19 protein-coding genes are annotated in these 25,604 nt (G+C 69.5%); 14 read left to right on the forward strand and 5 right to left on the reverse strand.

Translation table 11 applies throughout. From position 1 onward, the window contains the following. Positions 1-414 precede the first annotated feature (414 nt). On the forward strand, positions 415-1,419 hold the full coding sequence (locus BKK80_RS31935) for a porin (RefSeq protein WP_231908236.1): 1,005 nt from the start codon (positions 415-417) through the stop codon (positions 1,417-1,419). A 390-nt stretch (positions 1,420-1,809) separates the two neighbouring features. Here the strand turns inward: BKK80_RS31935 and acnB are convergent, their stop codons facing one another. Further along, a complete protein-coding gene (gene acnB, locus BKK80_RS31940; protein ID WP_071038884.1) occupies positions 1,810-4,401 on the reverse strand; it encodes a bifunctional aconitate hydratase 2/2-methylisocitrate dehydratase in 2,592 nt (863 codons plus the stop codon). A 442-nt stretch (positions 4,402-4,843) separates the two neighbouring features. Here acnB and fliL point away from each other — a divergent pair, with 442 nt between their 5' ends. From fliL to BKK80_RS31995, 11 genes are all read left to right on the forward strand, one after another. Next, a complete protein-coding gene (gene fliL / locus BKK80_RS31945; RefSeq protein ID WP_071018417.1) occupies positions 4,844-5,326 on the forward strand; it encodes a flagellar basal body-associated protein FliL in 483 nt (160 codons plus the stop codon). A gap of 146 nt (positions 5,327-5,472) precedes the next feature. Then, positions 5,473-6,483 (forward strand): flagellar motor switch protein FliM, encoded by a 1,011-nt coding sequence (gene fliM / locus BKK80_RS31950; RefSeq protein ID WP_071038886.1) that lies wholly within the window; start codon positions 5,473-5,475, stop codon positions 6,481-6,483. Then, positions 6,476-6,907, forward strand: coding sequence for a flagellar motor switch protein FliN (gene fliN / locus BKK80_RS31955; RefSeq protein ID WP_071018413.1), 432 nt, complete (start codon positions 6,476-6,478; stop codon positions 6,905-6,907). Before fliM ends, fliN begins: the two co-directional genes overlap by 8 nt. Next, the gene (gene fliO, locus BKK80_RS31960) at positions 6,904-7,371 is read left to right on the forward strand and encodes a flagellar biosynthetic protein FliO (RefSeq protein WP_071038888.1); all 468 of its coding nucleotides are present in this window, start codon (positions 6,904-6,906) and stop codon (positions 7,369-7,371) included. The genes fliN and fliO overlap by 4 nt, the downstream gene beginning before the upstream one ends. After that, complete coding sequence (fliP, locus tag BKK80_RS31965; protein ID WP_071018411.1) at positions 7,368-8,162, forward strand: flagellar type III secretion system pore protein FliP; 795 nt, start codon at positions 7,368-7,370, stop codon at positions 8,160-8,162. Before fliO ends, fliP begins: the two co-directional genes overlap by 4 nt. 69 nt (positions 8,163-8,231) lie before the next feature. Continuing rightward, complete coding sequence (gene fliQ, locus BKK80_RS31970) at positions 8,232-8,501, forward strand: flagellar biosynthesis protein FliQ (RefSeq protein WP_071018409.1); 270 nt, start codon at positions 8,232-8,234, stop codon at positions 8,499-8,501. A gap of 10 nt (positions 8,502-8,511) precedes the next feature. Beyond that, entirely contained in the window at positions 8,512-9,297 is a 786-nt protein-coding gene (gene fliR / locus BKK80_RS31975; protein ID WP_071018407.1) for a flagellar biosynthetic protein FliR, read from the forward strand. A gap of 413 nt (positions 9,298-9,710) precedes the next feature. Beyond that, on the forward strand, positions 9,711-11,363 hold the full coding sequence (locus tag BKK80_RS31980; RefSeq protein WP_335582966.1) for a M30 family zinc metallopeptidase: 1,653 nt from the start codon (positions 9,711-9,713) through the stop codon (positions 11,361-11,363). A gap of 101 nt (positions 11,364-11,464) precedes the next feature. After that, a complete protein-coding gene (locus BKK80_RS31985; RefSeq protein ID WP_071072739.1) occupies positions 11,465-13,174 on the forward strand; it encodes a hypothetical protein in 1,710 nt (569 codons plus the stop codon). 119 nt (positions 13,175-13,293) lie between these two features. Next, positions 13,294-14,829 carry a metallophosphoesterase family protein gene (locus BKK80_RS31990; protein WP_083384401.1) on the forward strand — a complete coding sequence of 512 codons (1,536 nt, stop codon included), beginning with the start codon at positions 13,294-13,296 and terminating at the stop codon, positions 14,827-14,829. Beyond that, positions 14,799-16,187, forward strand: coding sequence for a cytochrome-c peroxidase (locus BKK80_RS31995; protein WP_071072741.1), 1,389 nt, complete (start codon positions 14,799-14,801; stop codon positions 16,185-16,187). Before BKK80_RS31990 ends, BKK80_RS31995 begins: the two co-directional genes overlap by 31 nt. 32 nt (positions 16,188-16,219) lie before the next feature. On the opposite strand, the gene BKK80_RS32000 is transcribed toward BKK80_RS31995, so the two are convergent. Together BKK80_RS32000 and BKK80_RS32005 are read right to left on the reverse strand one after the other, a co-directional pair. Then, positions 16,220-18,436, reverse strand: a complete 2,217-nt coding sequence (locus tag BKK80_RS32000; protein WP_071038890.1) for a putative bifunctional diguanylate cyclase/phosphodiesterase — start codon at positions 18,434-18,436, stop codon at positions 16,220-16,222. A gap of 15 nt (positions 18,437-18,451) precedes the next feature. After that, on the reverse strand, positions 18,452-20,107 hold the full coding sequence (locus BKK80_RS32005) for an ATP-binding protein (RefSeq protein ID WP_071072743.1): 1,656 nt from the start codon (positions 20,105-20,107) through the stop codon (positions 18,452-18,454). Positions 20,108-20,766: 659 nt separating this feature from the next. Between BKK80_RS32005 and BKK80_RS32010 the strand changes: the two genes are divergently transcribed. Continuing rightward, entirely contained in the window at positions 20,767-21,936 is a 1,170-nt protein-coding gene (locus tag BKK80_RS32010; protein WP_236904006.1) for an MFS transporter, read from the forward strand. A 118-nt stretch (positions 21,937-22,054) separates the two neighbouring features. Beyond that, positions 22,055-23,446, forward strand: coding sequence for an MFS transporter (locus tag BKK80_RS32015; protein ID WP_071038893.1), 1,392 nt, complete (start codon positions 22,055-22,057; stop codon positions 23,444-23,446). 214 nt (positions 23,447-23,660) lie between these two features. On the opposite strand, the gene BKK80_RS32020 is transcribed toward BKK80_RS32015, so the two are convergent. Next, positions 23,661-24,632: a tripartite tricarboxylate transporter substrate binding protein gene (locus tag BKK80_RS32020; protein WP_071018396.1), complete on the reverse strand. Its 972-nt coding sequence runs from the start codon at positions 24,630-24,632 to the stop codon at positions 23,661-23,663. Between the two features lie 119 nt (positions 24,633-24,751). Continuing rightward, on the reverse strand, positions 24,752-25,564 hold the full coding sequence (locus BKK80_RS32025; RefSeq protein ID WP_071018395.1) for an SDR family oxidoreductase: 813 nt from the start codon (positions 25,562-25,564) through the stop codon (positions 24,752-24,754). Between the last annotated feature and the right edge of the window lie 40 nt (positions 25,565-25,604).

Raw genomic sequence — 25,604 nt, forward strand, 5'->3', positions numbered from 1 at the left:
CTGCGCGCAATGCAGGGGAAACCATAAGACCGACGCAGGACGAGCCGCCATGCCCGCCACCCACGCTACCGCCACCCTCAGCACCATCCTCGCCGCCACCCTCGTCGCCATCCGCCCGCGGCGCGCCGGCAGCCCGCCACACGGTATGCGCCGCGCCGGCTAGTACCGCGCCGCCCCCCTCCTGACGCCCCCTCGCGCCGTCACCACGGCAAGAGCCAGCCGGCACCGGTCCGCCTCCGCGCGACCGGCCGGCGCGGGGGAGCTTTTGCCTGAACCATCGCAACCACGACCAGGGAGTCCTCCATGTTCCAGTTCCAGCCCCACCCCCGCACCCGTCCGCACGCCAGGCTGCGCGCCACCACCGGCAAGGCCCTGCTGGCCACCGCCGCCGCGCTGCTGGCCAGCGCGGGCGCCATGGCACAGTCCAGCGTCACGCTCTACGGCCAGGTCGACACCTATGTCGGCAGCTCGCGCGCAGCCGGCGGCCAGCGTGCCTGGCAGGTCGGCGCGGGCGGCATGCAGACGTCCTACTGGGGCATCAAGGGCACCGAGGACCTCGGCAACGGGCTGAAGACCATCTTCGACCTGAACGGCTTCTACCGCGCCGACCAGGGCGCGATGGGCCGCTTCACCGGCGACACCATGTTCAGCCGCAGCGCCTTCGTCGGCCTGCAGAGCGACAAGGCGGGCACCATCCGGCTGGGCCGCAACACCACGCCGTATTTCATCTCCACCATCCTGTTCAACCCGCTGGTGGATTCCTATGTGTTCGCGCCGTCGATCTTCCACACCTACTTCACCGCGCGCAGCGGCGCCGTCTACGACCCCGGCATCATCGGCGACTCGGGCTGGAGCAACTCGCTGGTCTACTCCACGCCCAACTTCGGCGGGCTCACCGCCAACTTCATCTACGCCTTCGGCGAGCAGGCGGGCGACAACGGCAAGAACAAGTGGGGCGGCAACGTGCTCTACTTCAACGGCCCCTTCGCCGCCACCGTGGCCTTCCAGCAGGTCAAGTTCAACAGCGTGCCGGGCGACGTGACCTCGCCGGCGGCGCTGGCGGGCTTCGACAAGCAGAACGCCGTGCAGGTCGGCCTGTCCTACGACTTCAAGGTGGTCAAGCTGTTCGCGCAGGGCCAGTACATCAAGTCCAACGTCAACAACACAATCGGCGACATCAAGCACACCAACGGCCAGCTCGGCGCCTCGGTACCGATCGGGGCGGGCAGCGTGCTGGTGTCGTATGCCTATGACAAGACCAAGAACAATGTGGGCGATTTCAACCGCAATACCGTGGGCATCGCCTACGACTACAACCTGTCGAAGCGCACCGACCTCTATGCGGCCTACTTCTACGACAAGCTGAGCGGGCAGTCGCACGGCGACAGCCTGGGCGTGGGCATCCGCCACAAGTTCTGAGGGACGCGCGGATGCGCGGCGGATTGCGCCCCGGATTGCGCGCTTCGACACTGCCTGGCTGAATGGCGGCTTGGCCGGTCCTTCGGACCGGCCGTTCGCGGACGGCTACGGCAACTCAATCGCCAGCCGCGCGCGGCTGGCGCTCCGGTGGAGCGCGCCGATGCGATCCATCCAGCCTAGTCCAACGGATCGCTGAAATCGGACGGTGCGGATAGTGCGGATGGTGCAGATCGTGCGGATGATGCCCGCCGCGGCGGGCATGCCGCGTGCGGCGCCGCGCGCCTGACCGTGGCGGGAGGGCGCTGCCGCGGCCGCCCGCCGAAAGAAAACGGCCCCGCGCTTGCGCGCGGGGCCGTTCACCTGCTTACCGCTGTGTGCGGGCGGGCCGGCTTACACCGACACCGTGTCCGCGACTTCCTTGAAGTCTTCGATCTGGTCGAAGTTCATGTACTTGTAGATCTTGTCGCCGTTGGCGTTGATCACGCCGATGTCGGCCATGTACTCGTCCTTGCTCGGGATGCGGCCCAGGCGCGAGCAGATGGCTGCCAGTTCGGCCGAACCCAGGTACACATTGGTGTTCTTGCCGAGGCGGTTGGGGAAGTTGCGGGTCGAGGTCGACATCACCGTGGCACCTTCGCGCACCTGGGCCTGGTTGCCCATGCACAGCGAGCAGCCCGGCATTTCGGTACGCGCGCCGGCGGTGCCGAACACACCGTAGTGGCCTTCCTCGGTCAGCTGCTTCTGGTCCATCTTGGTCGGCGGCGCGACCCACAGCTTGACGGGGATGTCACGCTTGCCTTCCAGCAGCTTGGAGGCCGCGCGGAAGTGGCCGATGTTGGTCATGCACGAGCCGATGAAGACTTCGTCGATCTTGGCGCCAGCCACGTCCGACAGGGTCTTGACGTCGTCCGGGTCGTTCGGGCAGGCCACGATGGGCTCGTGCACGTCGGCCAGGTCGATCTCGATCACGGCGGCGTAGTCGGCGTCGGCGTCCGGCTCCAGCAGCTTCGGATCGGCCAGCCATGCCTCCATGGCCTTGATGCGGCGCTGCAGGCTGCGCGGGTCCTGGTAGCCCTCGGCGATCATCCACTTCAGCAGCGTGATGTTGCTGTTGATGTACTCGATGATCGGTTCCTTGTTCAGGCGCACGGTGCAACCGGCGGCCGAACGCTCGGCGGAGGCGTCGGACAGTTCGAACGCTTGCTCGACCTTCAGGTCGGGCAGGCCTTCGATTTCCAGGATGCGGCCGGAGAAGATGTTCTTCTTGCCTTGCTTGGCCACGGTCAGCAGGCCTTGCTTGATGGCGTACAGCGGGATCGCGTTGACCAGGTCACGCAGGGTCACGCCGGGCTGCATCTTGCCCTTGAAGCGCACCAGCACCGATTCCGGCATGTCCAGCGGCATCACGCCGGTGGCGGCAGCGAAGGCCACCAGGCCCGAGCCGGCCGGGAAGCTGATGCCGATCGGGAAGCGGGTGTGCGAGTCGCCGCCGGTGCCGACGGTGTCGGGCAGCAGCATGCGGTTCAGCCACGAGTGAATCACGCCGTCGCCCGGGCGCAGCGAGATGCCGCCGCGGGTGCTGATGAACTGCGGCAGGGTGTGGTGGGTCTTGACGTCCACAGGCTTCGGATAGGCCGCGGTGTGGCAGAACGACTGCATCACCAGGTCGGCGGAGAAGCCCAGGCAGGCCAGGTCCTTCAGCTCGTCGCGGGTCATCGGGCCGGTGGTGTCCTGCGAGCCCACCGAGGTCATCTTCGGTTCGCAGTAGGTGCCCGGACGGATGCCCTTGCCTTCGGCCAGGCCGCAGGCGCGGCCGACCATCTTCTGCGCCAGGGTGAAACCCTTGCCGGTGTCGACCGGGTTCTGCGGCAGGCGGAACAGCGTCGACGGGGCCAGGCCCAGCGCTTCGCGCGCCTTGGCGGTCAGGCCGCGGCCGACGATCAGCGGAATGCGGCCGCCGGCGCGCACTTCGTCGAACAGCACGTCGGACTTGACCTTGAACTCGGCGATCACTTCGCCGTTCTTCAGGGCCTTGCCGTCATAGGGACGCAGTTCGACCACGTCGCCCATTTCCATCTTCGACACGTCCAGCTCGATCGGCAGCGCGCCGGCGTCTTCCATGGTGTTGTAGAAGATCGGGGCGATCTTGCTGCCCAGGCACACGCCGCCGAAGCGCTTGTTCGGCACGAAGGGGATGTCTTCGCCGGTGAACCACAGCACCGAGTTGGTGGCGGACTTGCGCGAGGAACCGGTACCGACCACGTCGCCCACGTAGGCGACCAGGTGGCCCTTGTCCTTCAGCGACTCGATGAACTTGACCGGGCCGCGCTTGCCATCTTCCTCGGGCTGGAACGCAGCGCCTTCGCGCTTGTTCTTCAGCATCGCCAGCGCGTGCATCGGGATGTCGGGACGGGTGGTGGCGTCCGGGGCCGGCGACAGGTCGTCGGTATTGGTTTCGCCCGGCACCTTGAACACGGTGATGGTCAGGCTCTGCGGCACTTCCGGACGGCTGGTGAACCATTCGGCGTCGGCCCAGCTCTGCAGCACGGCCTTGGCGTTGGCGTTGCCCTGGTCGGCCTTTTCCTTGACGTCGTGGAAGGCATCGAACATCAGCAGGGTCTTCTTCAGCGCGTCGGCGGCCACGCCACCCACTTCGGCGTCGTCCAGCAGCTCGATCAGCGGGGAGATGTTGTAGCCACCCAGCATGGTACCCAGCAGCTCGGTCGCCTTGGCGCGGCTGATCAGTGCGCAGGTTTCCTTGCCCAGCGCCACGGCGGCCAGGTAGGAGGCCTTGACCTTGGCGGCGTCGTCCACGCCTGCGGGCACCCGGTGCGTGATCAGGTCGACCAGGACCTGCTCCTCGCCGGCCGGCGGATTCTTCAGCAGTTCGATCAGGTCGGCGGTCTGCTTGGCGGTCAGCGGCAGCGGAGGAATGCCGAGCGCGGCGCGTTCGGCGACATGGGCGCGATAGGTATCAAGCATGGGAACCTGCTATGTAATAGGGTTTCAAAAAAACGCGTGGCTACGCGATTGTAAGGCTAAGTGCGCCCAAGGTCAAATGTCTTATATCTTATATAAGAGTAAGCCGACCAAGACCGCCCCCCATAGAGAGCGCTCACTCTCCCTGCGCCGCCTGAAATACCGGAACACCGCCTGACTGGCAGCACAAGATCGGCAGTCCGCCGGCATCCGCAACAGACATGCGGTCATGCCGTCCGGCTGGCAACCACCCGGTGCGCCGCCGGGTCCCGCTCAAGTTCCGCTTGCGGCATTCGTTAACCTGATGCATATGCGATCCGTACCGCGCATGACCCGATCCGTCCGCCTCAAACGGTCGATCTGACCGGGTTTCGCCCTTTTTTTCGACCCTTTGCCTGCCGCTGATTCCCACAAGAATGGCAGGGCATTCCAAGACAGGCTTCTCATGGCGAACACGCTTTCCCCCTCCCAGGCCGGCGGCAACACGAACAAGCGCGGCCGGCTACTGCTGATCGGCGCCGTGCTGGTCGCAGTCCTGGGCGCTGGAGGCTTTTTCCTCGGCAGCCTGCTCAGCAACCGGCAGCCGGCGGCGCCGGCCGCGCCCGTCATCCCGCCGCCCATCTTCGTGCCGCTGGACGCCTTCACGGTCAACCTCAAGAGCGAGGATGGCGAGCGTTTCCTGCACACGGCGATGTCGCTGAAGGTGGCGGACGAGGATTCGCGCACGCGCCTGACGGCCTACCTGCCCGAGGTGCGCAGCCGCATCCTGCTGCTGCTCTCGGCCAAGCGGCCGGAGGAACTGGCCACGGTCGAGGGCAAGCGGCAGCTGGCGCAGGAACTGCAGCGCGCGCTGACCGAACCGTTCACCAAGGGCTTGCCGCCGCAGAAGATCGTGGATGTTCTGTTTACTTCCTTCGTGGTGCAGTAGGCCGATGCCCTGCCCCGCGAGCCAATCCGATATGAAGCCGCCACCCGCCTCGTCTCCGATCCGCCGGCCCGCCAGCCGGCAGCGGGCGGGCTGAGCCGGAATCCAAGCGCTTCGACCAATCAGCCGCTCATGGGGCAGGACACTAGATGGCCTACGACAAGTTCCTTTCGCAGGACGAGGTAGACGAACTACTCAAGGGCGTGACCGGTGAAACGGACACGACCGAAGATGCCGGCACCGCCGTCTCGGAAGACGGCGTGCGCCCGTACAACCTGGCCACGCAGGAACGCATCGTCCGCGGCCGGCTGCACACGCTCGAGATCATCAACGAGCGCTTCGCGCGCCAGCTGCGCACCGCGCTGTTCAACTTCATCCGCCGCGGCGCCGACATCTCGGTCGGCTCGGTGCGCATCGAGAAGTACGGCGAGTTCGTGCGCAACCTGCCGGTGCCGACCAACCTGAACCTGGTCCACATGAAGCCGCTGCGGGGCACCGCGCTGTTCGTGCTGGACCCGAACCTGGTCTTCCTCGTCGTCGACAACCTGTTCGGCGGCGACGGCCGCTTCCACACCCGCGTGGAAGGCCGCGATTTCACCCAGACCGAGCAGCGCATCATCCGGCGCATGCTCGACCTGACCCTGGAGAGCTACGGCCACGCCTGGCGCACCGTGCACCCGATCGAGTTCGAATACGTCCGCTCGGAAATGCACACCAAGTTCGCCAACATCGCCATCCCCAACGAGGTGGTGGTGACCACCGCCTTCCATATCGAACTGGGAGCGGTGGGCGGGCAGATGCACGTCTGCTTCCCGTACTCGATGATCGAGCCGGTGCGCGACCTGCTGATGAACCCGCTGCAGGACGAGGTCGAGGTCGACAAGCGCTGGCTCCAGCAACTTTCCCAGCAACTGCGCGCGGCCGAAGTGGAACTGGTCGCCGAGTTCACCCATGTGCAGAGCAGCGTGGCCGACGTGCTGGCGCTGCGCGCCGGCGACGTGCTGCCGATCGAGCTGCCGGAGATGATCTTCGGCAAGGTCGACGGCGTGCCCGTGATGCAGTGCGGCTACGGCACCATGAACGGCCAGTACTCGCTGCGCGTGGAACGGATGCTCAATCACCAAGAAAGCGATTCCAACAAGGAAACCGATCATGACTGACGGCAAAGAGGACAAGCCGGTCGACCCGATGGACGACTGGGCCAGCGCGCTGGCTGAGCAGACCAGCGCCACCGCTGCCGCCGAGGCGAGCACGCCGGTAGCCGCGCCCGCCGCGGCCACCGTCTTCCCCCCGCTGGCCCAGGAGGCCCCGACCGGCTTCCACAACGATATCGGGATGATCCTCGACATCCCGGTGCAGCTGACGGTGGAGCTGGGCCGCACCAAGGTGCCCATCAAGAACCTGCTGCAACTCGCGCAGGGCTCGGTGGTGGAGCTCGACGGCCTGGCCGGCGAGCCGATGGACGTGCTGGTCAACGGCTACCTGATCGCCCAGGGCGAAGTGGTGGTGGTCAACGACAAGTTCGGCATCCGCCTGACCGACATCATCACGCCGTCCGAGCGCATCCGGAAGCTGAACAAATGAGTGTGAGTGTGTGCGTGCGCCGGCGGTGGCGGGACAAGGCGACGCCAAGCGCGCTGCTCCTGCTGCCGCCCGCGGCTCACGCCTTCGCCCCGGCCGCCTCCGAGGCGACGGCCCACGCCGGCAGCGGCGCGGCCGCCAGCCTCGCCCAGCTCGGCCTGGGACTGTTCTGCGTCATCGCGCTGATCCTGGCGCTGGCCTGGTTCGCGCGCCGCTCCGGCCTGGTGCGGCAGGGCCAGGCCGGCGTCATGCGCACGATCGGCAGCGCCATGCTCGGCGCGCGCCAGCGCCTGGTGCTGGTCGAGGTCGGCGATACCTGGCTGGTGCTGGGCGTCAGCCCCGGCGAGATCCGCACCCTCCATACGCTGCCCGCGCAGCGTGCCGAGGCCGCGCGTGCCGAAACGACCTCGGCCAGCAGCTTCACCGAGAAACTGCTGCGCTCGATGCAGGAAAACCTGAAGTCATGATTCCCCTGCATGCTCCGGCGGCGCCACGCCGCCGGTACTCTTCCCTGTTGCTGCCGGCGCTGCTGTGCGCGGCGGGTGCCGCGCTGGCGCTCTCCCCCGCGCTGGCGGGCGCGCAGGCACTGCCCGGCGTGATCAGCAAGCCGGCACCGGGCGGCGGCCAGATCTGGTCGCTGTCGGTGCAGACGCTGGTCCTGCTGACCTCACTGTCCTTCCTGCCGGCGGCCATGCTGATGATGACGGGCTTCACCCGCATCATCATCGTGCTGGGCCTGCTGCGCAGCGCGATGGGCACCGCCAGCTCGCCGCCCAACCAGGTGCTGGTGGGGCTGGCGCTGTTCCTGACCTTCTTCGTGATGTCGCCGGTCTTCGACCGCATCTACAACGATGCCTACAAGCCGCTGGCGGAAAACAAGCTGAGCCTGGAAGACGCCGCCGCCAAGGCCAGCGTGCCGCTCAAGAGCTTCATGATGAAGCAGACGCGCGAGAAGGACCTGGCCCTGTTCGCGCAGATGGCCAAGACTCCCGAGATGCAGGGCCCCGAGGATGTGCCGCTGTCCATCCTCGTGCCTGCCTTCGTCACCAGCGAGCTGAAGACCGCCTTCCAGATCGGCTTCACCATCTTCATTCCCTTCCTGATCATCGACCTGGTCGTGGCCAGCGTGCTGATGGCCATGGGGATGATGATGGTGCCGCCGGCCACCATCTCGCTGCCGTTCAAGCTGATGCTCTTCGTGCTGGTCGACGGCTGGCAGCTGCTGCTGGGCTCGCTCGCGCAGAGCTTCCTGAACTGATCCGCCCGACGGCACCGACCGTCCCAACCGTCCGATCCGTCCCACCGCGGCACGCGCCAGGCTTCCGACATGACTCCCGAGACCGTGATGACCATCGCCACCCAGGCGATGAAGATGACGCTGCTGCTGGCGGCGCCGCTGCTGCTGGTGGCGCTGGCCGCCGGCCTGGTGGTCAGCCTGTTCCAGGCCGCCACGCAGATCAACGAGATGACGCTGTCGTTCATCCCCAAGCTGGTGGCCCTGTTCGCCACCATGGTGCTGGCCGGCCCCTGGATGATCAACACCTTCGTCGACTACATGCGCGAAGTCTTCCAGGGCATCCCGGGACTGGTGCACTGACGGCCGCCCCGTGCTGAACGTCACCTCGGTCCAGCTCTACACCTGGATCGCGACCTTCCTGTGGCCGCTGTTCCGCCTGCTTGGCCTGTTCAGCGCGGCACCGCTGTTCAGCGAGGCGTCGATTCCGCGCCGCGTCAAGCTCGGCCTGGGCATGGCGCTCGCCGCCATCGTCGCGCCGACCATCGGCGAGGTGCCGGTGGTACCGGTGTTTTCCTATGACGGCCTGCTGATCATCGTCAACGAGGTCGGCATCGGCCTGGCCACCGGCTTCACCATGCGGCTGGTGTTCGCCGCGGTGCAGTCCGCCGGCGAGATCATCGGCCTGCAGATGGGCCTGTCCTTCGCCACCTTCTTCGACCGCAGCGCCGGCGGCCAGACCATGGTGCTGGGGAGCTTCCTCAACGTCGTGGCCATGCTGATCTTCCTGGCGATGGACGGACACCTGGTGATGCTGGCCACGCTGGTCGACAGCTTCAACAGCCTGCCGATCGGCGGCACGCCGCTGTCGGGCCAGGGCTGGCTGGCGGTGGCGCGCGCCGGCGGCACGATCTTCTCCTCCGGGCTGCTGCTGGCCCTGCCGCTGATCGCGGCCCTGCTCACGCTGAACCTGGCCATGGGCATCCTCAACCGTGCCTCGCCGCAGTTGTCGATCTTCGCCGTCGGCTTCCCGGTCACGCTGGCGGGCGGCCTCCTGGTGATGTCGCTGGTGATGCCGCAGATGGGCACCTACATGCTGCACCTGATCGAGATCGGCCTGTCCTCGCTGAACGCCGTGCTGGCGCAGCTCGCGCACTGAGACGCACCCGCGCGCACTGACGCGCACTGACGCGACCGACACGTACCGACACGTACCGACACGCACTGACACGCACTGACACGCACTGACACGCACCAACACGCACCGACACACAACGGAGCGCGCCGCGGTGCGCCCGTCGCCTGGCCACTGTGGCGCCACGGCCACTTCAATCCCCTCTTCGCGGCCTTCAACCCCCGCGCTTCCGCTGCCGATAACCCCTTTCAGCAGGAGCAAACCGCGCGCGCCCCGACACCTGCCCAACGTGAAAGCTAACAAGGGAGAGACCCATGCATTCATTGCAGGGAAATCACCGGCTCGTGGGGTCAACCAACCCGTGTGCATGCCATGCAGGCCAGCGGCCACAAGCATGCCCCGACACCCATGCCGTCGCAACGATACGACGCCCCGCCTTGCGCGGCGCACTGGCCGGCTTGCTGTCCTGCCTGGTGCTGGCCGCCTGCGGCGGTGGCGGCGATGACAGCGCCGGCAGCAGGAACGGCAGCGGCACCACAGCGACCTCGTCGCCGACCGACACGACCACGCAGCAGGTCACCATGGCGGCCGCCTGCAACGGTTGCAGCGCGCTCGGCCCGCACACCTATGCCGGCTCCGGCATCGGCGTCTGGCAGGGCAGCAATGACGGCAGCGATACGGCCACCGTGCCGGTCAGCATCGCCGGGCTGACCGGGCAGGATGTCACGCTGGTGCTCACCAACACCAGTTCGGCAGCGGCGACGATGCCGCCGATCACGCTGGCGGTCGCGTCGCTGGTCGAGCCGTCCCGCACCATCCAGCAGGCCGGACAGAGCGCAGAAAGCGCGCGCACCGATATCAGCGACTTCAACCGCAGCGGCTGGGCCAGGCTCGCCACCGCCGCCAACGCGCCGCGCCTGTCCGTGCAGTCCGCGGCCAGCGTCACGCCGGCCGCGCTCGGCAGCACGCGCGACTGGTACTACAAGGACGGCTCGGTGCGCAGCGCCACGCTGCAGGGCCAGTGGACCGGCTCGGACGGCGCCGTCATCAACCTGTGGGTGGAGAACAGCGAGTCCGGCCCCGGCATGGTGACGCCGGCCCTGGTCAGCACGCTGGGCTCGACCTACGCCCGCGCCGGCGGCATCTATGACATGCTGCGCACGGTGGGCGGGCCGGTCTGGGGGCCGCACAACTACAACAACCTGATCGCCGGCAGCGGACAGCCGATCGACCTGGTGGTCATGAACTTCGACCGCAACAACGCCCCCTACGGCCTGGTCGGCTACTTCTGGGCGATGAACAACTTCGTCAACAGCAGCACCACGCCGCTGAGCAACCAGTCGGTCTCGCTGTACCTCGATTCGGAGACGCTCTACCTCGGCGGCAGCCGGGGCGTGCAGACCATCCTGACCACCATGGCGCACGAAAGCCTGCATATGCAGAATTTCTACCGCCGCAGCATCAGCATGGGCCCGCTCTACGCGTTCTCGACCTGGCTCGAGGAAGCCACGGCGATGATGATGGAAGACTTCGCCGACTTCACCATCGACCCGAGCTACAACGCCATCCGCGATGTCCGCCTGCCGGACTACATCGCCTACGGCGGCGGCAGCTACGACTGCGGCCTGACGGTCTGGACGCCGTTCTCGGGCAGCTGCGAGAGCTACTCCGTGTCGGGCTCCTTCGGCGGCTTCCTCAACCGGCAGCTCGGCCTGGCCTTCTACAAGAACCTGCTGACCAGCGCCAGCAGCATGGATTCGCTGGCCTCGCTGGATGCCGCCATCAAGTCGGTGCAGCCGGACTCGGGCGTGGTGGACCAGCTGACGCGCTGGGGCGCCACCACGGGGGCCCTGATGAGCGCCGCGCAGACGCCCTCCGGCTACGGCTATCCGCTGCGCGCCGACAGCGGCTTCACGCTCCCCGCGATCGACCCGGCCACGCTGGCGGCCCAGCGCACGCTGGCCAGCACCGTGCCGGCCATGCTGCAGGCCTACGCCAGCTTCCCGGTGGTGCGCAAGGCGGTCAGCGGCACCTACAAGGAAGCCGTACAGGTACCGGCCGGCAGCACGCTGTCGATCGTGGTCCAGTAGCGCTGCGTCGGCGCGGCGCAGGAGCGGCCGGCGGCATGCCGTAAGATGCGGGGCAGCCGGCGCGGGCGGCATCGAGCCCGCGCCACGTCCGCGCCTCGCCCATGCCCCTTCGCCCGCCCCCCCTGATCGTCGACCTGTCCCCGCCCTGCCGCGTCGATGGGCAGCCTGCCCGGCCCCAGTCGGTCTGGCTGCTGGCGCGGCTGCGCTACGCGCAGCTGGCCGGCGAGGACGGCGTGACGGCCGCCACGGTGCGGGCGCGCTTTGCGCGCGCGGCCGATATCCGCATGCCGGTGTCGCGCGCCTTTGCCGACTTCCGCCGCTGGCAGGTAGCGGTCGGCTGGGGCCTGGAGCGCGGCACGGCGCCCGCCCGCCTCGATCCGGCACGGCGCAGCCAGGGCCCGTTCTGGCTCGCGCCCGGCGCGGGCCGCCGCCTCGCCTTCATGCTGGACGGCAAGCGCGCCGGACGCGCGGCACTGGCCCGCTATCTCGACCTGGCCTCGGCGGCGGCACCGGGCGGCGAGGCGCAGGATGTCGCGGCGGCCCCGGCGGGACTCGGCTATGCCCTGGCCGAGCCGGCCTTCTGGAACCACCTGACCCACGCCATGCGCGGCCTGCGCATGGGCGCGCCCGGCAGCCCGGACAGCGGCATGGCGGCCGCCTTCCAGGCCGCGCGGCGCTGTGCCAGCGACGATTTCCAGCATGCCCTGGTACTGCTCAAGGAGAGCCTGGCCTGGCGCCGCAACGATGAACTGGAGCGCTGCCGCGCCGCGCTGTACCGCTTCGACCGTATCGTCATCGGCGGCGGCCTCAGCCAGTCGCTGCCCACCTTCGCCGCGATGGCCCACGTGGTGCGCGGCTGGGAGCGCTATGCGCGCGGCGACACCGCCGCGGCACGCGCCGAGCTGGACAGCCTGGCCGCGGCGCGCGCGCTGCGGCCGGTGCTGCGCTACAACCCGCGCGTGCGCTTCGAGTACCTGAACCTCGGCGCGCTGCTGCACAAGCACGACGCCATCGCCGCCACGCAGCCGGCGCCGTCCGGCGCGCGCCAGCCGCGGCGCCGGAGCACGGCCGGCGCCAAGGCCGCGCAGGCGGCCCTGGCCGCCTTCTCAGGCGCGCTGCAGGCCGCCTACGAGGCCGACTCGGTGGAAGCCGCGCAGCATGCCGCGGCCAACCTCGGCTGGTGCCTGTGGCTGTTCTGGCAGCACGGCCTGATCGATGGTGAGCGCGCACTCGCGCCGGCCGCCGTGCAGTGCCAGGCGATGCGCTGGCTCGGCCTGTCCGAATGGATCTGCGACCGCTTCGGCGTCGGCGGCGGCTCGGCCTGGAACCTCATCTTCCTGTTGCGCGTGGCGCGCGGCAACTGCCGCCCGGCCGACGGCAGCGTGGCGGCCTTCCGCGCGCAGCAGCCGCTGCGCGTGGCGGACGCGGTCGAAGCCCTGCGCCCCTTCCACGCGCCGCTGGCGCCGGCCAAGGGCTTCGTGCGCTGGTCCTCGGCGGCGGCCTTCGCCATCGAAGAACACGACAGCGGCCATGCCCGCCTCGGCGCGCTGCAGCTGGCCAACCTGCTGCTGGAATCCGCCTGGCACCTGACCCGCGAAGAAGGCGGCAGCCGCGCGGCCTGCGCTGCCATCGAGCGCCTGGCCCGGCAGGTCAGGGCGCTGCGCCCGGCCGAGCGGCGCTTCTTCGCCGACCAGGTGCGGGCCTTCCCGGACACGCTGCGCGCGGTGGCTGGCGAAGCCGGCGGGGCTGGCGCGGCCGACGAGACCAGCGCATCCGGTCGCGGCACACGCCGGCGGGCCCCCGCGCGCTGACCCGGCGGCGCCCGCCGCTCGCCGCAACTCGCGGCCTGCCTGACTGCTCGCGCGAACAGAGCGTCATCTTTCTTTCACAGTGATGGGCTACCTTGCCGGCTCCGATCAGGGAGGAACCCATGCGCACACAAGAAAGGGGCGGCCTGCTGGCCGTACTCGCCGCGCTGACCACCGCAGGCATGCTGTATGGCTGCGGCAGCGACAATCCATCCGGCGAAAGCGCGACGGCGCCCATCGCCACCCAGCCGCAACCGCAGCCGCAGCCGTTGGGCGACGCCGCCAGCGTGAGCGCCAACATCCAGTCCGCCTGGGTGGTGCTCGGCGAGGACAACCAGGCCATCGCCCGCGCCATCACCAGCTACAGCGCGCCGCTGCCGGCCTCCGGCAGCGCCGACCCCAACGCCTCCTGCCCGCTGCTGACCGTGGATGGCAAGGCCAGCCGCATGACGCTGCGCGTGGCCGCCGGCACCGTGCCCCTGCGCACCACCGCGAGCGCTCCGGCCGACTCCAAGCCGTCCAGCTTCCCCGTCAATGTCTGCGAAGCGAAGCTGCCGGCCGGCGCCGCCACGGCCAGCGTGGCCGGCCAGAAGCTGCCGCTGCCCAAGGCCGAGCCACAGCGCATCCTGGTGCTGGCCGATACCGGCTGCCGCCTGAAGAAGGCCGACAACGCCTACCAGCCCTGCAGCGACGGCACCGCCTGGCCGTTCGCCGCGCTTGCCACCACCGCCGCCGGCTTCAACCCCGACCTGGTGCTGCATATCGGCGACTACCACTACCGCGAGAACGCCTGCCCCGACGACATCGCCGGCTGCAAGGGCAGCCCGTGGGGCTATGGCTGGGACACCTGGCAGGCCGACCTGTTCAAGCCCGCCGCGCCGCTGCTGGCCAAGGCGCCCTGGATCATGGTGCGCGGCAACCACGAAGAATGCGCGCGCGCCGGCCAGGGCTGGTACCGCTTCCTCGATACGCGCCCCTACGCCAGCGCCACCTCCTGCGACAACCCGGCCGACGACAACACCGCCAACTATTCGGAACCGTATGCGGTGACGCTGGGCAGCGAATCGCAGGTGATCGTGTTCGATACGGCCAAGGTGGGCAAGGCCGCGCTGAAGACCACCGATGCGCAGTTCCAGGTCTATCGCAAACAGCTGCAGTCGGTGGCAGCGATGGCGGGCAAGACGGGCATGAGCACCACCATCTTCACCAACCACCATCCGATCCTGGCCTTTGCGCCGGTGGCCGGCGCCAATCCGGCCCCGGGCAACCTCGCCATGCAATCGGTGATGACCGACCTGAACGGTACCGCCTACTACCCGACCGGCGTGCAGGTAGCGCTGCACGGCCACGTGCATGACTTCCAGGCCATCAACTTCGCTTCCACGCACCCCGCCACCATCGTCTCGGGCAACGGCGGCGACAACCTGGACGTGGCCCTGCCCGACCCGCTGCCCGCCGGCATCCTGCCCGCACCCGGTACGACGCTGGACAAGATCACCCATCACAGCAGCTTCGGCTTCATGCTGATGGAACGCCGCGCCTCCCCTGCCAAAGGCTGGCTGTTCAAGTCCTACACCGTGGCGGGCAAGCTGCTCACCACCTGCACGCAGACCGGCAGCAGCCTGGCATGCGACAAGAGCGGCTTCGTCGCGCCCTGAGCGCGGCAGGCCTGGCGGCGGCGCTGGCGCTGGCCGGCACCGCCGCGCACGGCGCTCCGGCGGCGGCGGCGGCCGGCGTCACGCTGCTGCCGGGCGCACCTCCCGCGCGCGTGGTGGCGGTCATCGGCGCAGGCACGCCGCAGGTGGCCGCCAAGGTGGATCCCGCAGCCGCGGTGTTCCGCGCGGACGCCGGGCTGGCCGCGCTGGGCCGGCGCATCTTCTTCGACGCGCGCCTGTCCGAGCCGCGCGGCCAGTCCTGTGCCGGCTGCCACGACCCCGCGCGTGCCTTCTCGCCCACGCTTTCGCCGGCCGCGCTGCAGGGCCCGGGCGTGCCGCAAGGCAGCCGGCCGGGACGCTTCAGCCTGCGCAACGCGCCCTCGCTGCTCTACGTGCGCTACGTGCCGCGCCGCCACTTCTACCAGGATGACGATGCGCTGCAGCCGGTGCCCTTCGGCGGGCTGTTCGCCGACGGCCGCGCCGACACGCTGGCCGAGCAGGCGCGCGGCCCGCTGTTCGACCCCAACGAGATGAACAACGGCTCGCCGGCCGCCCTGCTGCGCAAGGTCAACCGGACCGAGCTGGCGCCGGCGCTGGCCGCGCGCTTCGGCGCGGCGGTGCGGCACGATCCCGAGCGCCTGGTGCGCGCCCTCGGCGAGGCGCTGCAGGCCTACCTGCAGAGCGACGAGATGGCGCCCTTCAGCTCGCGCTTCGACGACTACCTGCGCCGCGGCACGCCGCTGAGCGCGCAGGAGCAGCGCGGCCTGGCGCTGTTCAAGAGCCCGGACAAGGGCAACTGCATGAGCTGCCACACGCTGTCGGACACCGCCCGCCGGCCCGAGCGCTCGCTCTTCACGGACTTCGGCTACGACGCCATCGCGGTGCCGCGCAACCGCGCCCTGCCCGCCAACCGCGACGCGCGCCACTTCGACAACGGCCTGTGCGACAGCGCGCGCAGGCTGCGCTGGCCCGAACCCACGCAGTGGTGCGGCTACCTGCGCACGCCCGGCCTGCGTAATGTCGCCGTACGCCAGCGCCTCATGCACAACGGCGTGTTCGGCTCGCTGCGCGACGCGGTGGCCTTCTACAACACGCGCTCGACCGATCCGCGCCGCTGGTACCACGGCGCCCCGACCTTCGACGACGTGCCGGCGGCCTACCGCGCCAACATCAATGTCAACTCGATGCCGATGAACCGCCCGCCCGGCATGGCGCCCGCGCTCAGCGAGCAGGACGTCGACGACATCGTCGCCTTCCTGCGCGCGCTCACCGATGCGCCCTACGTCGGCGCCATGCCGCCGGCGGCGGGCACGCGCGCGGCGGCGGCTACCGTGCCGGCGCCGGCGCCGGCACGGCCCTGAGCCGGGGCGCGATGCCGGGCTCCCCGCCAGCGTCAGAGCAGCGGCTTGCCGCTCGCCAGCAATTGTTGGAGCTCGCGCGCCGGCACCGGCTGGGAGAACAGGTAGCCCTGCCCTTCCTCGCAATGCATGGCCTGCAGCGCGCCCAGCTGCAAGACGGACTCGATGCCCTCGGCAATGGTGGTCAGGCCCAGCTGGCGTCCCATGGTGACGATCAGGCGGGCGAAGGAGGCATCCTTGTCGATCATGCTGACAAAGCTGCGGTCGATCTTGATGCGATTGAGCGGCAGCTGGCGCAGGATCGACAGCGCGGAGTAGCCGGTGCCGAAATCATCGATCGCCACCGTCGCGCCCAGCGCACGCACCTGGTTGAGCTTTTCGATCAGCGCCTGGGTGTTCTCGACGGCGACCGATTCTGTCAACTCCAGCTCGATGTTGGTGGCCGGCACCCGGCACTCGGCCATGGTGCGCGCGAACTGCATGACGAAGTCGGGCTCGCGGAACTGCGCGTGCGAGACATTGATGGCCATGCGGAAGCCGGTATGGCCCAGGTCGATCAGGCGGCGCAGCTCGCCCAGCGCCGAGCGCACCACCCAGGCACCGATCGGCACCATCATGCCGGACTGCTCCGCCAGCGGGATGAAGCGGCCCGGCGGGATCAGCTCGCCGCTCTCGGCGCGGCAGCGCAGCAGCGCCTCGGCGCCGACGATGACACCGCTGCGCAGGTCGACGACCGGCTGGTAGACCAGGAACAGGCGGTTGGACGACAGCGCGCTGCGCAGTTCGTTGAGCAGCCGCATGCGTTCGCGCACCAGCTCGGACTGCGAGACATCGTAGTGCAAGGCCTGTCCGCGCGCCCGCGTCTTGGCCTGCTTGACGGCGATCGACGACTTCGTGATGGCGTCGTGGCCGATGCCGCGCGCGCCGGCCGGCACGTGCAGCAGGCCGGAAGTCGCCGACAGCCGCAACATCTGCCCTTCGATGACGAAGGGTTCGGCGAACACCTGCGCGATGGCCGCCGGCGTGATGCGCTGCGGCAGGCCGAGCAGGCCGAACACGTCCACCGAAAGGTAGGCCAGCCGCGTCGGCGCCGGGAAGCACTGCGCCAGCCGCGCCGCCACCGCCTTGAGCACGAGGTCGCCGAAGTGCTGGTCGAGCGTCGAGTTGATGTCGGCGAAGCCGTCCAGGTCGATCTGCGCCACCACCGCGTCGCTGGTACTGCCTTCGTCGAGCCAGTCGATCAGGGCGTTGCGGTTGGGCAGCCCCAGCAGCGACTCCGAATAGGCCAGCCGGGTCATGCGCTCGTTCAGCAGCACGTTGTCGAAGCCGGCGGTGATATTGGCCACGAAGACTTCGATCAGGCGCTGGTCGACCTCGCTGAGCGAGCCCGGCACGTCGATATAGGCCGCCATGCCGGCCATGCTGGAAACCGGGAAATACAGGCCCAATGCCTTGCCGGCAGTGCTCCTGCGCTCGCGCAGCGTCGCGTGCAGCAGCGTGATGACCTCCTGGTGGGCCGGCGCGCAGTGCGACAGCGGCTGCCCGATCATGTCGGCGTAGCGCCGCGAGGCGGCGACCACCAGCGGGTCGAAGCGCTCGCTGGTACTCAAGGCGCAGACCAGGCCCTCGTTCTGCACGCCGAGCAAGGCGCAGAGCTGGATCACGACGCCTTCCGCGAAGCTTTTCAGGCCACGCAGCCGGCTCAGGTCCATGCTGGCGCTGATGATGCTCTCCAGCCCCTGCCGGGTGGCTTCCACCTGCCGCAGCTGCTGGTATGAGCGGATCGCGACCATCAGCGTGGTGAACAGGCGGGTGCGCGTGAGCTCCGTCTTGGTCTTGTAGTCGTTGATGTCGTAGAGCCGGATGGTGTCCATCTCCGGCGCATAGCCGGGCTGGCCGGTACGCAATACGATGCGCAGGCAGCCGCGCCGCGCCTCCTCGCGGATGTAGCGCACCAGTTCGAGGCCGGCGTCCGGCGTCTCCATGACCACGTCGAGCAGCACCACGGCAAGCTCGGGCTCGGCGTCGATGCAGGCGCGCGCCTGCGCCGCCGAGCGGGCATGCAGGAACTGCAGCGGGCGGCCGAGCACCTCCAGCCCGCGCAGCGCCAGTTCGGTGGTGTCGTGGACGTCGGGCTCGTCATCGACGATCAGGACCTTCCAGGGCTCCGCGGCGCTGGGCGCGGGCTCGAGGGACTCCTCGGCGAAGACGATGTCGTCGAGGTCGCTGGCAGGCGGAGAAAGGGGACGCATGTTGTTGGAATCGATTCAAAGAGACGGTGCTGCCGGGCTGGCGTGCAGCGGGATCTTGAGCACGAAGCAAGTACCGCGGCCAGGCACCGAATCGGCCTTGAGTTCACCACCGAGGATGGTGGTGGCGATGCGGTGGGCGATGGCAAGGCCCAGGCCGGAGCCGCCGGTGCCCAGCCTGGTGGTGAAGAAGGGCTCGAAGATGCGGCCCAGCACATCGGCCGGCATGCCCACGCCGTCGTCGCTGACGCGGATTTCCAGCGCATCGCCCGCGGGCCTGCAGTCGATCGTGATGCGGCCGCCCGCGCGCCCCTCGAAAGCATGCAGCACGGCGTTCTGCAGCAGGTTGCCGACGATCTGGCCGATATGGCCCGGCAGCGAGTGGCAGACGATGCCGGGCGCGATCGCGTTGACCACCCGCACGTCGCGGTGCTTCCAGTTCGGCCGCAGGCTGGCAACCAGGTCGTCGACGCTCTGGCGCACGTCGAACTCGCGCCGCCGCTCCGAGGTCTGGTCCACCGCGATCTGCTTGAAGCTGGCCACCAGCTTGGCCGCGCGCGAGACCGAGCGCTGCAGCAGGCGCATGCTTTCGTCCAGTTCGGCCAGTCCTTCCTGCAAGGTGGTGCGCTTGAGCGTGCCGCCGGCCAGGTGCCCCAGCAGCTGCCGCAGCCGCTCGGCGGCCACGGACAGGATGGTGACCGCCACGCCGAGCGGGGTATTCAGTTCGTGCGAGATGCCCGCCACCATCGAGCCCAGCGAAGCCAGCTTCTCCACCTGCACCAGCTCATGCTGCGTCTGCTGCAGGTGCGACAGCGCCTGGCTCAGTTCGGCGGTGCGCGCGGCCACGCGCTGGTCCAGCTGCGCATTGATGCGGACCAGTTCCTCGCGTCCGCGCACGAACACCATGACGATCTCGGCGATGACCAGCAGGTAGCCGAGCAGGCGCACCGCGTGCAGCCCCCACCAGTTCAGGCCCCATGAATTGCTGAGCACGAACATGACGCCCGCGATGCCGAACAGCGCGCAGAACACCGAGAACGACCAGGCATGCGGCCTGGCGCGGCCCCGGATCGCACGCTGGCAGACGCCGGCGGCGAACAGGAAGCCGAGACCGCCGCCGACGTTCAGGCACTGGGTCAGCAGCGTATAACGCCCGGCCGCCTGCACGCGCGGGGCCAGTTCCGGCCAGATCAGCGCCGGCACCCCGATGATGAGGGCCGCCAGCGTGACCAGCGCCAGCCAGGCCAGGGCCTTGCGGGTCGGAATGAAGCGGCGCGAGACCGAGGCCGCCATGAACACGCCGCCGCAGAAGGTGGCCAGGCTGTGCAGCCAGACGAAGGCCTGGTTGTAGCTGCTGAGGCCGTGGAAGCCGTCGAGCAGGCTCATGGTGCTGAGCGCGCAGATGGCCCACGGGTTGGCGTAGCGGCGGCGGTCGTACAGGAACAGGATCAGCAGCATGACCGCCAGCAGCGAGCCGGAGAAGAAGCCCAGCATCTCGATGGCGGTATGGACCTGCAGGCTGAACCAGCGCTGGTCGTCGCTGAGCGCGCGCAAGGCGAGCAGCGCGGCCGCCGGAATGGCATAGGCCACGCCCAGCCGCCAGCGCATGCGGCCCGGCGGCAGGGGGGCGGCGGCATCCGGCGGCGGTGCCCGGTGGCTCTGGCGTTGCGGCATCGCGGATCAGCCCGGCCGCGTGGCGCGGCGCGCGGCGGCGCCCACGCCCCGGACAACCCGGGCGGCGGAGGCGCTGCCGGGGCAGCCGCGTCGGTCACAAGGCGCGCGCCAGGCATACGCCGGGCGGCGCGGCGCCAATGCGCCGTGCTGGCTCCCGCCGGGCCGGCAGTTCCGGGCCCGGCGACGGAACCAATTCCCAACCGGTCCGACGTCGAGTGGCTTGAGCATGGGCGACAAGAGAGGAGCGAGGCGCACGCCGAGGCGTTCCGCGCCAACGGATCACGCCTTGTCTTATCGGCAGCGCGAACGGATTCAGTAGGGTCCGGGTGCCTCGCGCGTGTCGCGAACGGTGCCTGTACCCCTTGCGAGGGGGCCAGGGGGGGGACAGCAGGCAAGCCTGGCATCGCCCCCGCGCGCCGCCCGTGCCGCCCTGCAGAACGCATGCGCGCCGATCGCCCGGCAAAGTGCCGGGCGCGTTGACAGCCGCTTGCCGCCAGGCCTACGCTCGTCCGATGCCCCGGCTCTCCCGGGCAGACAAAACATACAAGAAAACAATAAGAACAATAAGAACAATAAGAACGACAACCGAGACACCCACCGTGCCAAACCGACTCTCCGTCCTGCGCCCCGCCCTGCCCATCCTCCTCGGCGTTTCCGTCATGCTCAGCCTGGCCATGGGCCTGCGCCAGAGCCTGGGCATCTTCATGCCACCGCTGACCCGCGACATCGGCATCACGGTCTCCGACTTCACCGTCGCCATCGCCGTGCAGAACCTGTCCTGGGGGCTGCTGCAGCCACTGGCCGGCGCCTGGGCCGGACGCCTGGGATTCCGCCGCCTGATGCTGGGCGGCTCCGTGCTCTACCTGGCGGGGCTGGTCCTGCTTGCCACCGCGCACGGCCTGGTCGGGGTCACGCTCGGCGCCGGCGTGGCGATCGGGGCGGCCATGGCCTGCACCGGCAGCGCGATCTCGCTGGCGGTGGCGGCACGCCCGGTGCCCGCGGCATTGCGCAGCACGGTGCTGGGCCTGGTGTCGGGCGCCGGCTCGCTGGGCGCCCTGCTGGCCGCGCCGATCGGCCAGCTGGTGACGCAGGCGCATGGCTGGCGCAGCGGCATCGGCGCCTTCATCCTGCTGGCGCTGCTGATGCTGCCGGCCGCCTGGTTCGCCGGACGGGTCGACCGGCTGCCGCTGCCAGCCAGCGCCGGCGGCGGCGACCAGAGCGCGCGCGCGGCGCTCGGCACGGCGCTGCGCCATGCCCCCTTCGTGGTGATGGCGCTGGCCTACTTCGTCTGCGGCATGCAACTGGTGTTCCTGACCACTCACCTGCCGACCTATCTCGACGCCTGTGGCATGGACCCGATGCTGAGCGCCCAGGCGCTCGGCATGATCGGCGGCTTCAATGTGCTGGGCAGCCTGTTCTTCGGCTGGGCCGGCGGGCGCTACAACAAGCTGCTGCTGCTCGGCGGCATCTACACCACCCGCTCCCTGGTGCTGACCTGGTATTTCTCCTCGGCGCCCACGCCGGCCAGCACGCTGGTGTTCGCCGCCATCATGGGTTTCCTCTGGCTGGGCGTGGCGCCGCTGGTGTCGGGCTGGATCGCCGAGACCTTCGGCCTGCGCTGGCAGGCCATGCTCGGCGGCGTGGCCTTCTTCAGCCACCAGATCGGCAGCTTCGTCGGCGCCTTCGGCGGCGGCCTGGTCTATGACGCCCTCGGCTCCTACACCATGGCCTGGCGGGCCGGCGTGGTGATGGGACTGAGCGCCGGCCTGGCCCAGATCGCCTTCGCGCTCGCCACCCGGCCCCGCCCGCCACGCGTGGTCCCCACCTGAACCCACGCGCAATGCACCGATACAACTTCCCGCTTTGCGCACCGGCGCGGGCGGGCAGATAATGGCGGGCGCCCGGCCGACGCCCGCCCGGGTGCCCGCCTCCGCCGCCATCCGTCCCATGCCGTCACACCAAGGCCTTCCCCATCCCCAGCGCGCCTGGGCCGTCCTGACTGTGTTCAGCGGCCTGGTCCTCGCCGTGCTGGACGGCTCCATCGCCAATATTGCCCTGCCCTCGATCTCGCGCCAGCTCGGTGCCGCGCCGGCGGACACCATCTGGGTGGTCAACGGCTACCAGCTCGCGGTCACGGTCTGCCTGCTGCCGCTCTCCTCGCTGGGCGATATCCTCGGCTACAAGCGCGTCTACCGCGCCGGGCTGGCCATCTTCCTGCTGGCCTCGCTGCTGTGCGCGCTCTCGGTCAACCTGCCGATGCTGGTGGCGGCACGCGTGCTGCAGGGCCTGGGCGGCGCCGGCATCATGAGCGTCAACACCGCGCTGGTGCGCTTCATCTATCCGCCCCGCAGCCTGGGCCGCGGCATCGGCCTGAATGCACTGGTGGTGGGCATCACCACCGCCATCGGCCCCTCGCTCGGGGCGCTGATCCTGTCGGTGGCGGACTGGCCCTGGCTGTTCGCCGTCAACGTGCCGGTGGCGCTGCTGGCGCTGACGCTGAGCCGCCGCTCGCTGCCCGAGACACCGCCGCAGCCGCGCGATTTCGACTACCCGAGCGCAGCGCTGTCGGCGGTGGTGTTCGGCCTGTTCATCCTCGGCGTCGACGGCCTCGGCCACGCCTCGCTGCGGCTGGCCGGCGGCGCCGGACTGGTTGCCGCGCTCGCGCTGGGCTGGGTGCTGGTGCGCCGCCAGCATGGCCGCCCCGCCCCGCTGGTGCCGGTGGACCTGTTCCGCAGCCGCGCCTTCACGCTGGCGGTGGGCACGTCGTTCTGCTCCTTCATGACGCAGATGCTGTCCTTCGTCGCCATGCCCTTCTACCTGGAGTACCAGCTCGGCCGCTCGCTGCACGAGACCGGCCTGCTGATCACGCCCTGGCCGCTGATGGTGGCATTGATGGCCCCGGTCTCGGGACGGATGTCGGACCGCTACCCGGCCAGCGTACTGGCCGGCGGCGGCCTGGGCCTGCTCGCCACGGGCCTGCTGAGCCTGGCGCTGCTCGACAAGAACGCCGGCAATGTCGACGTGATGTGGCGCATGGCGATGTGCGGGCTCGGCTTCGGCCTGTTCCAGTCACCCAACAACCGCGCCATGATCGGCGCCTCGCCGCCCGAGCGCAGCGGCGGCGCCAGCGGCGCGCAAGCGACCACGCGCCTGCTCGGCCAGACCACCGGCACCGCGGTGGTCGCGCTGCTGTTCAGCCTCGACCGCAGCGGCGCGGCACGCATGGCGCTGGTCGTCGCGGCCTCGGTGGCCACGCTGGGCGCGGTGGTCAGCCTGAGCCGGCTGCGCGACGACAAGGCAACGACGCACGGCCACGCGGCGGCGGAACCGGACGCCTGAGCATCCCAGCGACGCCAACAAGGCCAACAAGGCACGCCAAGCATAGTGTCTTGGCGCCCTCTCACCGCACGGAGAGAGGGCGGGGAGAGGGGTGGTTTAGCAAGGCGCCACGCAAAACGAAGCCGTCGGTGTGATCCAGCACGCGAGCACAAAAGCGAAGCCGTCGGTGTGATTCCCGCCACCGCGGCACCGAAAGCGCCCGCACCCCCACCACTCAATCCGCCTTCGCTCCCGAAGCCTTGATCACCTTGGCCCACTTGGCGATCTCACTGCGCTGGAAGGTGGCCAGCCGCTCCGGCGAGCCGAGCATCGGTTCCAGCCCCAGCGTCTTCATCTTGGCCTGCACGTCCGGCAGGCTGTAGACGCGGTTGGCCTCCGCATTGAGCTTGTCCTGCAGTTCCTTGGGCAGGTGCGCGGGCGCGAAGATGGCGAACCAGGAATCGGCATCGAAGCCCGGCAGGCCCTGCTCGGCCAGCGTGGGGATGTCGGGCGCCGAGGGCGAGCGCTTGAGGCTGGTCACGCCCAGCGCGCGCAGCTTGCCTTCGCGCACCACCGGCAGCGCCGACGGCAGGTTGTCGAACATCATGCTGATGTGGCCGCCGAGCAGGTCGGGCAAGGCCATCGCGCGGCCCTTGTAGGGGACGTGGGTCAGCTTGACGCCGGCCAGGGTATTGAACATCTCCCCGGCCACATGCGGCGAGGTACCGACCCCGGGCGTGCCGAAGGTCAGCGCGCCCGGCCGGGTCTTGGCCAGCGCGATCAGCTCGGCCACGTCCTTGGCCGGCACCGAGGGATTGACCACCAGCACGTTGGGCGTGGACGCCACCAGGATGATGGGGGTGAAGTCCTTGACCATGTCATACGGCATCTTGCTGTAGAGCGAGCCGTTGATCGAGTGCGTGCCGACCGTGCCCAGCACCAGCGTATAGCCGTCGGCAGGCGAACGCGCGGCCGCTTCGGCGCCGATATTGCCGCCCGCGCCGGGCTTGTTGTCGACCACCACCGGCTGGCCGAGCGCCGACTTCTCGGCGAACAGGCGGGCCAGGATATCGGGCGCGCCGCCGCCGGGGAAGGTCACCACCATCCGGATCGGCTTGCTCGGGTAGGTGTCGGCGTGCGCCGGAGCGGCGGCCACGACGGCAAGGGCGGCGGCGGCGAGGGCCGTGCGCCAGGACTGGATTCGCATGCTGTTGTCTCCTGCAGGCCCGCTTCTGCCGGGGGCCTTGCCAAGTTGGCTTCGGTTCGTGAGAGGGCGTGGCGCGGCCCGCCCGGGCCGCGCCACGTCCGCGCGGGGAGCCGGCCCCGTCAGACGGGCAGGTTGCCGAACTCCTGCATCACTTTATCGTGCAGGCGGCGCATGCCCTTGAGCCAGCGGTCGTAGTCCTGGCCCTTGCGGCGGTAGTACTCCAGTACTTCGGGGTGGGGCAGGACCAGGAAGCGCTCGTCGGCGATGCCCTCCAGCGTGACCGCGGCGACATGCTCCGGCGTGACCGAGCCATCCTGCAGGAAGCCCTTGCGCTCGCCCTTTTCGCCATACAGCATCTTGGTCTGCACGCCCTGCGGGCAGATGCAGCTGACCTTGATGCCGCGGTCACCGTAGGTGATCGACAGCCACTCGGCAAAGCCGATGGCGGCGTGCTTGGTGACCGCATAGGGCGCCGAGCCGATCTGCGACAGCAGGCCGGCCGCCGACACGGTGTTGACGAAATAACCGTCGCCACGCGCCAGCATCTGCGGCAGCACCGCGCGTGCCGCATGGATGTGGGCCATCACGTTGATCTCCCAGATGCGCTGCCATTCCTCCGCGCTGGCGTCGAGCGCCTTGCGCAGGATGATGCCGGCGTTCGAGCAGAACACGTCGACCTGCCCGAAGCGGCGGGTCGCCTCGTCGGCCAGCGCCTGCACCGCGGCGGCATCGGCCACGTCGGTACGGCGGGCGAAGACCTCGCAGCCCGGCGCCTCGGCGGCCGCGGCTGCGGCGACCTGCTCGGCGCCGTCGGCGTCGATGTCGGCCACGGCCACGCCGCGCGCGCCGGCGCGGGCGAAGGCCAGCACCAGCGCGCGGCCGATGCCGGTGGCACCGCCGGTCACGACTACCGTCTTGTTGCGGATATCCATCTCATGTCTCCTGTTGCTGTGTTGTTGCTGTGTTGTTGCT

Origin of the sequence: Cupriavidus malaysiensis (assembly GCF_001854325.1) — a bacterium.
GTDB classification, from domain to species: domain Bacteria; phylum Pseudomonadota; class Gammaproteobacteria; order Burkholderiales; family Burkholderiaceae; genus Cupriavidus; species Cupriavidus malaysiensis.

Bases quoted from the DNA above. Each gene is read 5' to 3' on its own strand.
- BKK80_RS31935 (WP_231908236.1), top strand. From the start codon at position 415: ATGGCACAGTCCAGCGTCACGCTCTACGGCCAGGTCGACACCTATGTC.
- acnB (WP_071038884.1), bottom strand. From the start codon at position 4,401: ATGCTTGATACCTATCGCGCCCATGTCGCCGAACGCGCCGCGCTCGGC.
- fliL (WP_071018417.1), top strand. From the start codon at position 4,844: ATGGCGAACACGCTTTCCCCCTCCCAGGCCGGCGGCAACACGAACAAG.
- fliM (WP_071038886.1), top strand. From the start codon at position 5,473: ATGGCCTACGACAAGTTCCTTTCGCAGGACGAGGTAGACGAACTACTC.
- fliN (WP_071018413.1), top strand. From the start codon at position 6,476: ATGACTGACGGCAAAGAGGACAAGCCGGTCGACCCGATGGACGACTGG.
- fliO (WP_071038888.1), top strand. From the start codon at position 6,904: ATGAGTGTGAGTGTGTGCGTGCGCCGGCGGTGGCGGGACAAGGCGACG.
- fliP (WP_071018411.1), top strand. From the start codon at position 7,368: ATGATTCCCCTGCATGCTCCGGCGGCGCCACGCCGCCGGTACTCTTCC.
- fliQ (WP_071018409.1), top strand. From the start codon at position 8,232: ATGACTCCCGAGACCGTGATGACCATCGCCACCCAGGCGATGAAGATG.
- BKK80_RS31985 (WP_071072739.1), top strand. From the start codon at position 11,465: ATGCCCCTTCGCCCGCCCCCCCTGATCGTCGACCTGTCCCCGCCCTGC.
- BKK80_RS31990 (WP_083384401.1), top strand. From the start codon at position 13,294: ATGCGCACACAAGAAAGGGGCGGCCTGCTGGCCGTACTCGCCGCGCTG.
- BKK80_RS31995 (WP_071072741.1), top strand. From the start codon at position 14,799: ATGCGACAAGAGCGGCTTCGTCGCGCCCTGAGCGCGGCAGGCCTGGCG.
- BKK80_RS32000 (WP_071038890.1), bottom strand. From the start codon at position 18,436: ATGCGTCCCCTTTCTCCGCCTGCCAGCGACCTCGACGACATCGTCTTC.
- BKK80_RS32005 (WP_071072743.1), bottom strand. From the start codon at position 20,107: ATGCCGCAACGCCAGAGCCACCGGGCACCGCCGCCGGATGCCGCCGCC.
- BKK80_RS32010 (WP_236904006.1), top strand. From the start codon at position 20,767: ATGCTCAGCCTGGCCATGGGCCTGCGCCAGAGCCTGGGCATCTTCATG.
- BKK80_RS32015 (WP_071038893.1), top strand. From the start codon at position 22,055: ATGCCGTCACACCAAGGCCTTCCCCATCCCCAGCGCGCCTGGGCCGTC.
- BKK80_RS32020 (WP_071018396.1), bottom strand. From the start codon at position 24,632: ATGCGAATCCAGTCCTGGCGCACGGCCCTCGCCGCCGCCGCCCTTGCC.
- BKK80_RS32025 (WP_071018395.1), bottom strand. From the start codon at position 25,564: ATGGATATCCGCAACAAGACGGTAGTCGTGACCGGCGGTGCCACCGGC.